Origin of the sequence: Brasilonema bromeliae SPC951, assembly GCF_012912135.1 — a bacterium.
Lineage (GTDB): Bacteria > Cyanobacteriota > Cyanobacteriia > Cyanobacteriales > Nostocaceae > Brasilonema > Brasilonema bromeliae.
This window is the reverse complement of record NZ_QMEB01000037.1, coordinates 23,143-32,975: the sequence shown is the minus strand read 5'-3', so window position 1 is coordinate 32,975 and position 9,833 is coordinate 23,143. Positions and strand designations below refer to the sequence as shown.

Here is a 9,833-nt window from a genome sequence, read left to right as displayed (position 1 = left end):
TCGCTTTGTATTGTTGACGATTTCCTTTAACTTTTAATTCCAGTACCAGCACTACTTAATCACCTCCTCTTTGTTTATGCGCTATGTTTCTTCTACAATATATGTATACAACGCAGCAACAGGAATTCCGGAAATATGGCGAAATTTACTCCAGACGAATATAGGCATGAGGGAAACTCAATAGCTTTGTTAAACTATCACTTTGTCTTTATCCCTAAGCGCCGTAAAAAAGTTTTGGTCAATGCTGTTGCCGACAGATTACAAGAAATCATCTGCGATGTGTGCAACGAGAATCGGTGGAAGATTGTAGCGATGGAAATTATGCCTGACCACGTTCATCTATTTGTCAACGTCAAAGTAACTGATTGCCCAGCGGCTGTCATGAACAAGATTAAAGGTCGGGCATCACATTTCTTGCGAAAAGAATTTCCAGAGTTATTGAAATTACCAACTTTGTGGACTCCTAGCTATTTTGTTAGCACGGCAGGAAACATATCCACAGAGGCGGTCAAAAACTATATTGCTCAACAAAGAACTTGACGGTAGCCTAAAGGCTACGTCGTGGCTTTCATGAGCCACTGCCGTGCGGGGGTTCCCCCCGTTGAGGCATGTGGCGTCCCTGGGCTAAAGCCACAGGGTTTTCATCTCACCCACTATAAGCAGTGTACGAGATTGCCAACTACTACAAACGTGCTGTTGACAGCAAGGCGATTGGGTTAACTGCGTCCTTGCCACTTGGATGGATTTCAAAGTGACTGTGGGGACCAGTGCTGAAACCAGTGCTACCCATGCTAGCTATGATTTGACCTTGATGTACTTGTTGACCGCGCTGCACCAAAAGCTTGCTATTGTGACCATAGCGAGTCATGCTACCATCAAGATGGCGGATATCAACAAAATTACCATAGCCACCACTGCTCCAACCTGCCTTTTCTACAACACCGTCAGCTGATGCGTAAATCGGGGTGCCAACTGAGTTAGCAATATCAATTCCCTTGTGCATTCTTCCCCAGCGCCAGCCATAACCAGAGGTCAGGGTACCTTTTGCAGGCCACATATAAGCTGTGGATGAGCTAGACGGGATAGGTGTATTTTCGTCAAGGACTCTTGGCAAGTATCTATCCACTGCTGCTAAAGGCGGTAACTGTGGAGAAACTGTTCTTCCCTGCATAGGCCCAAGGGCGCGAGAAGCATCAATACCTGTAGGAGGTGTTACTATTGCTTGATTTGGTAAGAATTCCGGATTAATGGGTTCGTTGGTAGGTCTTCGATTAGCGCCGAATACGGGTTTGCCTGGTTTGCCAACATAGTTCGGCGCTATCGGTCTGGGAACGGGTATGGGAATTCCAGCCTTGTTCTGTTCGCTGACAGGTATTTGCACTGCTGGATTATTTGGTCTGGGAACAGCAATTGGCACCGCACCATCATTTCGACTGGGATCGGGAACTGTTACTGGGGCATCATTAGCTTCATTCTCGTCTGGCACAACTGTATTACCAGCTTCCTGAGAACGGTATTTCTGCCGCAATCTTTCAATTTCCAATTGCAAGCTGCGTAGACGTTGATTATTTTTTACCTGTTTTGTTTTTGTAACAGTTGGTATTTGTGCCAATTGAGGTTCTGTAACAACTTGTGGCATTGGGCTGTCACCACCAACACCATAATATGATGTGATGGAATCGGAAGCCTGACTATTTGTAATAGTATTTTCTGGTAAGTTAGTAGTTGTTGATTGAATGTATGACAGAAACTGAGTGTTACCAACTACTGATGTTGGAACAGTAATATTCCTGTTGTCGGCAATGAGTGAGTTTCCTGTTGTTTCTCTAGTGTTGCTACTACCACTACCTGCAACAGCACTCTTATTCATTGCGACAGTTGGCTGGGCAGTAGTGGGGTTTTCCGCCACAGGAATAAACAGTTTTTGGCTGATTTGTAGCTGATGAGGATTGTTAAGATTATTTGCCTTTATGAGTTCTAGGACTGAAATGCCATAATCGTTGGCGATCGCCCCTATCGTATCTCCTGGCTTGACCTCATATACTGCAGTTGCTGTTTGTGTTATTGCTATTGGTGCAACTACTGTTGAAGCTGGTACTGTTGGAGCTGGTACTGTTGCCACCTGTGCCTCTGATTCTTGTTTTAACTTTGACACGAGCCTTGCTCTGCTGACATCGCTAGTCATATTCGACTGCGATGTACCAGTGATAGTACTTGTCTGGGACATTTTCCCAGCCACAGTCATCGGCTGTACTAACCTGGTCGCAGCTAGTTGTGATAAATCTTTGGTGTGTTCAGACTGCCATTGAGTTAAACTTTTTCTGAGACGGTCTGATTTTTCCTGTAACTGATTTCGCGCAAATTCCTGCTGCGCTTTGAGTTGAGCATTTACTTCCGGTTCTTCTGTGTTATTAACTTCTACTGTTGAAGGTTTCGCAGATGGAGAAGACACGGTTTGCACACTAGCAATACCATCAGCATGAGAGAGTCTTTGTACTCCCTGCTTTCTGGACTGTTGGAAGTTGTTTTTTTCCCAAGCAATGCTTTGTTGTGCTGTTGTCAGCGAATTTGGAATTCCTACTAATGGCGAAGTTTGCACTGACACTTTATTGGCTGCAACTTGCCATTTTGCTCTTTGTTCAGTTAGCTGTGAAATTGCTGTTGGTTCTACTACTGTTCCAGTTTCTGGCAAGCTTACTGATGAGACAGCTTGCGAACCTAGTTTCTTAGTAGAAGCAAATTTCACCTCCACATTATTAGAAGCAGGAATCGTTGAGGTTGTATTTTGATAACCTAACGCCTCTGCTGCAGTGGCTTGGTCGCTTTGTCGAGTCACCAAAAGGCTGGTTGCTCCCATTGATATTGCCAAGCCAATCATCGCGGCTGTTGTTGGCATCCGACATTGGTTAACCTTTGGATTAACTGTGTCTATCGGTTCTACTGGAACATCATCACCTGGGGTATTTTCCAACTCAGCTCTCCCTCTGTTTTTTAATGCTCGTTTCAAAGACGACCTCCTATGATCACTTGCGCTTAACCGATCTCAATTCTCCAGTCTGAGTACTAGTCAATGATTTAGATCACTACAAGCAATAGATCAACACCACATACACCAGAGATACTTACGCAAGATTAACCTGCTTCTCTGATTTAGACAAGTTCACATCGTTATTTTAAATATTAAATTTTTGCCTTGACTTGTTCTGCTCACATCTGACACCTTTCATCTTAATAGTTCATATAAGTTTTCTTTTTGACACTTGAGCCTTTTGTTGCTTTTGCTGCACGACTGACAATCACACATTTGGCATGTTCTCTTGCTTTGAGCTAATCAGATGCTGCTACTCCACGGAATACCACTACACCCTTCTGTAAATATCTTTCAGATTTTTTTTCTATCAACCGTATCAATTACACGAGACTCTACGTTGATTATTACCCAAAAACAACCGTATTAACTCGCATATTATATAGCCCAGATGAAGAAAACACATGAGGTAAACTACCTCAAACTCTTGAACTGACTGGGTTATGATGTTTTCTTACCCTACTCAAGAGAAAATTCAAATTTATGAAAATATATCATTCCACCTCAACTGTTTTTCAAAATTACTATAGAAATTTCTTATAGCTTTTTTCCAGTCTGTAAGTCATTCTTACTCCAACAGTGGTGAATCAGGAGTACTGGGAGTGAGTACAAACTCAATATAGTTTCGTTTTCTGTGTATTTGCGCTCACCATTCAGTTCTCCTTACTACTAACGTATCAGAGATTTTTCTTATTTACTGTATAATATTTCTTTTTTACCTAAAAAACATTTCGTACAGCACGGTAGAAAACACTTTAAAACCCGCATTTTCCGCTCAAAACAAATATTTCTTTTTCTCCACGACTCAAGTCGGGGACTCGACTTTGGGGGGTGTAGGAGTTTAGCACTCCCTTATACCCTTACACCCCTACACCCCTTTCTTGGTCACCAGCCTTCGGCTTACCCTCAAACCAGCACTCGTCTCACCACACGTATGCACGACTACAGTTGACGATTGGTACTGTTTTAAAACGACTTGAATTACTATAACCCCAATTGACGGCGAGCTTCAAAAAGACCCACTGCTACACTCACAGAAAGATTTAAGCTGCGAACATTTGGTTCGTTCATGGGAATGTAGAGGGTAACATCGCAAGCTGATATTATCTCAAGTGGTAAGCCAGTGGTTTCACTACCAAACAGCAACCAATCATGGGGTTGAAACTGAAAATCCACGTAGTTGCAACTACCTTTAACACTAAAACCTAATAATCTTCCGCCACGTGCCTGATGTACGGATTTAAAAGCTTCCAGAGATTCGTGATAGTGCAGTTTGACATAAGGCCAGTAATCTAAGCCAGCTCTTTTGAGGTAGCGATCGCTAATTTCAAAACCCAAAGGTCCTACCAAATGTAATTCAGTACCTGTGGCAGCACAAGTGCGAGCAATGTTACCTGTATTAGGAGGAATAAGGGGGTTAACTAAAACGATCTGCGGCATTTGTGGAGGAAGAAATATATTGAAAATCTGGGAAAATGCAGTTTTTTTTTCTTTTCTCAATCTACCTTAATATACATTATATATAAGTATTCTTAATCATAAAAAAATCAATCTATTGATTAGAAATTTAAAACAAACATAAAGTATGTCCCAGACTCTATGATCTAAATATTAAGATTAATAACAGATTATTAAGTTATGTGTAGCTGTATTGGACAACACTTACAGCTGACAAAGACAAAATTTTCATGCTAAGTACACATTTCCATAAGAAGGGTTCGGAATGTACTGAAGGGATAAATCATCGTCCAGATTTGTTCACATTTAGATTTCCGACCCCTATTTATGGTGAGGCAGTTGCGGTGGTGAGGCAGTCCTCCCCAAGAGGAACTGCCGTGCATGGTTCGGTCAGGCTACAGCAAACTGCCGTTGTCGGTCGCGCAAAGCGCCCCCGGTAGGGGTACGCGTAGCGTGTCCAAAGGACATAGACGTGCCATAGGCATACCCGGAGGGTGAGGTGTGCTAAGCAACCAAAGACGAACACAATTTATCTTCTAATTGAACTTCGCATTCTCTTGTTACGTCAATAGCGTGAGTGAGAACGTGTCTTTCACTCAAGCCAAGTGCGTGCAGTTGTAACCATTGTTGAGCTTCGTTACCTTCACGCAAGATTTTTTGTAATGGTGAAAGGAAACAGGCAAAACCATGCTGCTTAGCGATCGCCCAAACATCTTGATATATTTCACCAATCCAATCTCTGGCTAAAATACTCCTACCATCTTGCCAATGCTGGAGTTGAGCATCGAGACTGGAAGTCGCTGCTGCAGTTTCGTTGGCATAGGTTAGGGAAATAAGTTCGTCTGGGGTGAAGGTGCTTTGGGTTAATGGATCGATAGAGGGATTATTGATAACTTGTAATAAACGTGCCTCTACTAAAGCTGCTATCCCCAGTAAAGCTATTGGATCTGTGACTAAATCGCAAATTCGTAGCTCTAAACGATTTAAATCATAAGGGCGGCGATCGCCATTTGGTCGAACTGACACCCAAAGATGACGAACATTTTGCATTGTTCCAGCCATCAATTGGTTTTCCACCCATTGAATATGATGGGCGTGGCTTTCAAATAAAGGTACTTGAGGAGGCGTTTGCGGAAAAACACCCCAGCGTGTGGAATGATAACCAGTTGCTTTACCATTCAGAAACGGAGAGGATGCACTCAAGGCAAGGAACAAAGGTGCTTCTACCCTTATAACCCGACACGCGCGCATTAAGACTTCTGGATCGCTAATGCCTACATTAATGTGAACACTGGCGGTGACAACCTTGGTACCGTATGTTTGCTCAATGTAGTCATGATAAGGGTTTGTTGGGTCAGAGCGAAAAAAGCGATCGCCGCCCCCTAACGATAGAGTGCTTCCTGGAATCAGCGTGTAATCACCCAATTGCTTGATGAAATTCCTGAGTTGAAGCCGAGGACGCAACAAGGCACATAAAAGCTGTTCGTAATTCTGCAATGGTGCAGTGATGTATTCTACATTTCGACTATCTGGTTCTCGGACAAATCCATCCAAAGATCCAACAATCTTGTCGGAGAGTCCGACGATATCACCACTGGGCGTGCCAGTGTACATCTCTATTTCAAAGCCTTTTAATAGCACCCGTCTGTTCTCCTTGGCTCTCCCTACTTCTTAAATTGTATCGAAGGCGACGATATTCTGTTTATGACCTTAGGGTTAATTAACAGTTGACAAACGAGAGAGTACCGAAATCTTTCTCTTATTCTTAATTTAACTTGCCCGCCGTAAGTCCCGCACTATAACGGTACTCCGTGAGCGTGCCGGGAGAGTTGCTAATCTCTCCAGAATCAGACGAATCGCCATTGTATAATATTATTGGTTGCTGACCCGCCGGATTGTGTCGCAGACAGACAGGCAAACATCAAAGTAGAGGTACGAACGGCAGGTGCGGCAGATTGCGGGAAGCCGCCCGGAGGGCGTCTACAAGTCGCTTAACCCGGACGCCAGATACCTAGGTCGGGAGACCCTCCTCCAGTACTGGCTCAACGGACAGGTGCCTCAAGTCGGGAAACCCTTTCGCCAGTCGCCTGGCTGTCGGGAAACCCTCCCGCAGCGCTGGCTCACCCCGGCACTGTCCTCCCCAACGCACTGCCTCCTCTTGCCGCAGAAAGATCAAAGTTCCGGGAAAGAACACGACCGCTGGCACGCCAAGTGCGGTAAGAAAGACACCAAGTTGTGTTGTACGAAAAACAATTAAACAACCTGCGGGAGGCGGGTTGCTGCCAGGGTACACACGGGTGTACGGGAGTAAGGAGCTGCTGCTCAAACCTCCGGACGCCGAGTAAGACCATCATCGTCTTGAGTGACGAATTTCTAGCAATAGAAATCCCTAACGTGGCATCGACGAATGAAACTGGAAGCCCCCACTATAAACGGTACTCCGTTTTGGTGGTGGGTACTTCACGCCCCAAGATAGTGTGTACCGACCACAGCAGAGCTTAAGCTGAGGCGTCTAAGGTTAAGGAAATAATTATGTCCAGTAATGAAACAACTCCTAATCAAGCTGAAAAAACAAATCCACAAAGCGATGAATCCCAATTAAGTCCTGAGACGCTTGACAAAATTAAAAATCCTCCAAGAATAGATGATGTGATACTGAGTCAATCGCCAGAAGAACGTAGGAGTAACCCAGCTGTAGCACCAGAAATGCTGGATGAACCAAACGATGAATTTACCGGGTTCACTCAAGAGTAGTCAGGATACAATTAAAATCTGTATCTTACTGCTTACTTCACTCGACCTATGCTGCCAGTGATTTATTCCGACGAGTTTCTGGATCACGAAACTGGATCTTTCCATCCAGAGAAACCAGAACGTCTGACAGCGATCGCCACCGCCTTAAAACAAGCTGAGTTTGCACCACATATTGAATGGCGCTTGCCCACTCTACCAGAAAAGCGCCCTATCATCTCTGTGTTGGAACAAGCACACACCCGGCGCTACATCAAGAAAGTTCAAGAAATTGCTGTTGCTGGCGGTGGTTATTTGGATGGAGATACGCCTGTTTCTCCACGCAGTTATGATGTTGCTTTGTTGGCAGTAAGTGCCTGGTTGGATGGAGTAGATGTTGTACTGGAAACTGGCGAACCAGCTTTTGTGTTGGCGCGTCCACCAGGACATCACGCGGAAAGTGATGCGGGGATGGGGTTTTGCTTGTTTTCCAATGCGGCGATCGCTGGTCTTTATGCCCTGCAACAACCAGAAATTAACCGTGTTGCGATTCTTGACTGGGATGTGCATCACGGTAATGGTACGCAGGCAATAGTAGAAAAGTATGAACAAATTGCCTACTGTTCTCTCCATCAGTACCCCTGCTACCCAGGGACTGGACGTCATACAGAGCAAGGTTGTCATCATAATGTACTGAATCTGCCAATTCCTCCTGGGGGCGATATCGAAATATACCAACCTTTGTTTGAAAAAAAAGTAGTACCCTTTTTATCCAGTTTTCAGCCACATCTACTGATTGTGAGTGCAGGTTACGACGCCAACGCTGATGACCCGTTGGCTAGTATAAATTTGCAACCGCAAGATTATGGCTTATTCACAGATTATTGTCTGGGAATAACTCGTAAAATTTTGTTTGGTTTGGAAGGTGGTTACGATTTTGATACTCTTTCTAAGTCGGTTTTAGCAACAATTGAGCGCTGCATCGCGTGAGTAGTAAGTAGACTTGTTCGCAGTGCGAAATTGTAAAAAAAATCTCATGAAATCCCATGAAAAAATTAATTACAGCAATTTTCAAGTAAATAGACCACAACGCACGTGATTTGTGAAATGCTTACTGGCTAAGGATTTTGCTCAAAAAATAGGCTTGAAGATAAAATGCTGAAACCCTTGTAATAAAAGGATTCTTACACTTTAGATGCGTTTGCCCTGTTAAACAGAGGTCTTTTCGAGAATCGGTGATTTTTGCTGCTTCTTGCGCAGTGTAGCAGTCGCGCCAACTCCCAGTACTGCTAGACCTAATAATGAGCTAGATTCAGGTACTGAAGTGCTGCCACTTCTGTTGACATTTAACACTTGTACGCGACCTTGGAAGAAGTCGCTAACATACAGCTTGCCATCTTTAAGGGCTGTACCACCTGTCCAGTTAAATCTGCCTGGAGTGAGGTCAAGGGGATTGCCAAAGGGACCGTCAGTTAATCCTGGAGGCGGGACTGGCTTACCTGATGCATCCAGGGCTGGTTGACCGTAGTTCGTCAGGAACTTACCGTTTTTATCGAATACCTGAACACGGCTATTGATAGAATCAGCTACATAGACATTCTCTTGGTCGTCCACTTCGATGCCAATTGGCTGAAGAAGCTGTCCAGGTCCGCTACCTGCTGAACCAAATGTGAACAGAGGTTTACCATTTGGATCGAGTACTTGAACGCGGTTGTTAAACTGGTCAGCTATATAGATATTTCCACTAACTGGGGAAATTCTTACACCTGCTACACCTTGGAACTCCCCAAGTGCAGTGCCATTGGTGCCACCAATGACACCAATTTGCTGTCCGTCTGGTGTGAATTTAAAAATCCTTTCGCCGTTAAAATCACCGACGTACACGTTGCCAGCTTTGTCAAATGTCACACCAGATGGTCCAAAGAACAATCTACCCTCTACTAGAGGGGTAAATGATCCATTTCCAAAGGATCTAATAAAGTTACCCTGAGAATCGAATTGATTGATGCGGTTGTTGTAAACATCACCTGCATACAGATCCCCTGTTACTGGATTAAAGTCTACAGTTGTTGGCTCGTCAAACTGTCCGGGTCCTGTGCCGCCTGTGCCAATTGCTCCAATATACTGACCGCTAGGACTAAATTTTTCAATTTTGTTACCGAGGCTGTAGTCAGGAGCACCAGTCACCGGGTTAACACCGCGTCCGTTAGCTACGAGGGTATTCCCTTGGCTATCTACCGCTATGCCTTGGGGAACAAACAGTTGCCCAGGACCGAAACCAGGCTCACCTATAGAGCGATCGTACTGTAAGGTTAACGCCATCGCTTGGACTGCTGCACCCGCTACCAGAAAGCTGGCACCGATTAAGGCAAGTGACAAATTCTTGACTAATCCCATAGTGAATCTTCTGTGTTATGAGTTATACTTTTACCTAGGTTTATGTAGTTCCCGGACCTAGTCTGGGAACTTCAATTTTGTGTTGCTGTCTTTTTGAAAGACAGCTTTGTATTTGAGGTAGCAGCTTATTTCTTGAGCATTCTTTGGTATAGCCCAAGAA

7 protein-coding genes are annotated in these 9,833 nt (G+C 44.3%); 3 read left to right on the top strand and 4 right to left on the bottom strand.

Translation table 11 applies throughout. The features are described from left to right. The first annotated feature begins 135 nt into the window (after positions 1-135). Complete coding sequence (gene tnpA / locus DP116_RS07210) at positions 136-540, top strand: IS200/IS605 family transposase (RefSeq protein ID WP_169154530.1); 405 nt, start codon at positions 136-138, stop codon at positions 538-540. A 142-nt stretch (positions 541-682) separates the two neighbouring features. On the opposite strand, the gene DP116_RS07205 is transcribed toward tnpA, so the two are convergent. From DP116_RS07205 to gshA, 3 genes are all read right to left on the bottom strand, one after another. Continuing rightward, positions 683-3,007, bottom strand: a complete 2,325-nt coding sequence (locus DP116_RS07205) for a peptidoglycan DD-metalloendopeptidase family protein (RefSeq protein ID WP_169154529.1) — start codon at positions 3,005-3,007, stop codon at positions 683-685. Between the two features lie 1,065 nt (positions 3,008-4,072). Then, positions 4,073-4,528: a tRNA (cytidine(34)-2'-O)-methyltransferase gene (locus DP116_RS07200; RefSeq protein ID WP_169154528.1), complete on the bottom strand. Its 456-nt coding sequence runs from the start codon at positions 4,526-4,528 to the stop codon at positions 4,073-4,075. 522 nt (positions 4,529-5,050) lie between these two features. Continuing rightward, positions 5,051-6,187, bottom strand: a complete 1,137-nt coding sequence (gene gshA, locus DP116_RS07195; RefSeq protein ID WP_169154527.1) for a glutamate--cysteine ligase — start codon at positions 6,185-6,187, stop codon at positions 5,051-5,053. Positions 6,188-7,078: 891 nt separating this feature from the next. Between gshA and DP116_RS07190 the strand changes: the two genes are divergently transcribed. Both DP116_RS07190 and DP116_RS07185 read left to right on the top strand, forming a co-directional pair. Further along, positions 7,079-7,300 (top strand): hypothetical protein, encoded by a 222-nt coding sequence (locus DP116_RS07190; RefSeq protein WP_169154526.1) that lies wholly within the window; start codon positions 7,079-7,081, stop codon positions 7,298-7,300. A 48-nt stretch (positions 7,301-7,348) separates the two neighbouring features. After that, a complete protein-coding gene (locus DP116_RS07185; protein WP_169154525.1) occupies positions 7,349-8,266 on the top strand; it encodes a histone deacetylase family protein in 918 nt (305 codons plus the stop codon). 219 nt (positions 8,267-8,485) lie between these two features. Here DP116_RS07185 and scyF read toward each other — a convergent pair whose 3' ends face one another. Beyond that, positions 8,486-9,673 (bottom strand): scytonemin biosynthesis PEP-CTERM protein ScyF, encoded by a 1,188-nt coding sequence (gene scyF, locus DP116_RS07180; protein ID WP_169154524.1) that lies wholly within the window; start codon positions 9,671-9,673, stop codon positions 8,486-8,488. Positions 9,674-9,833 lie beyond the last annotated feature (160 nt).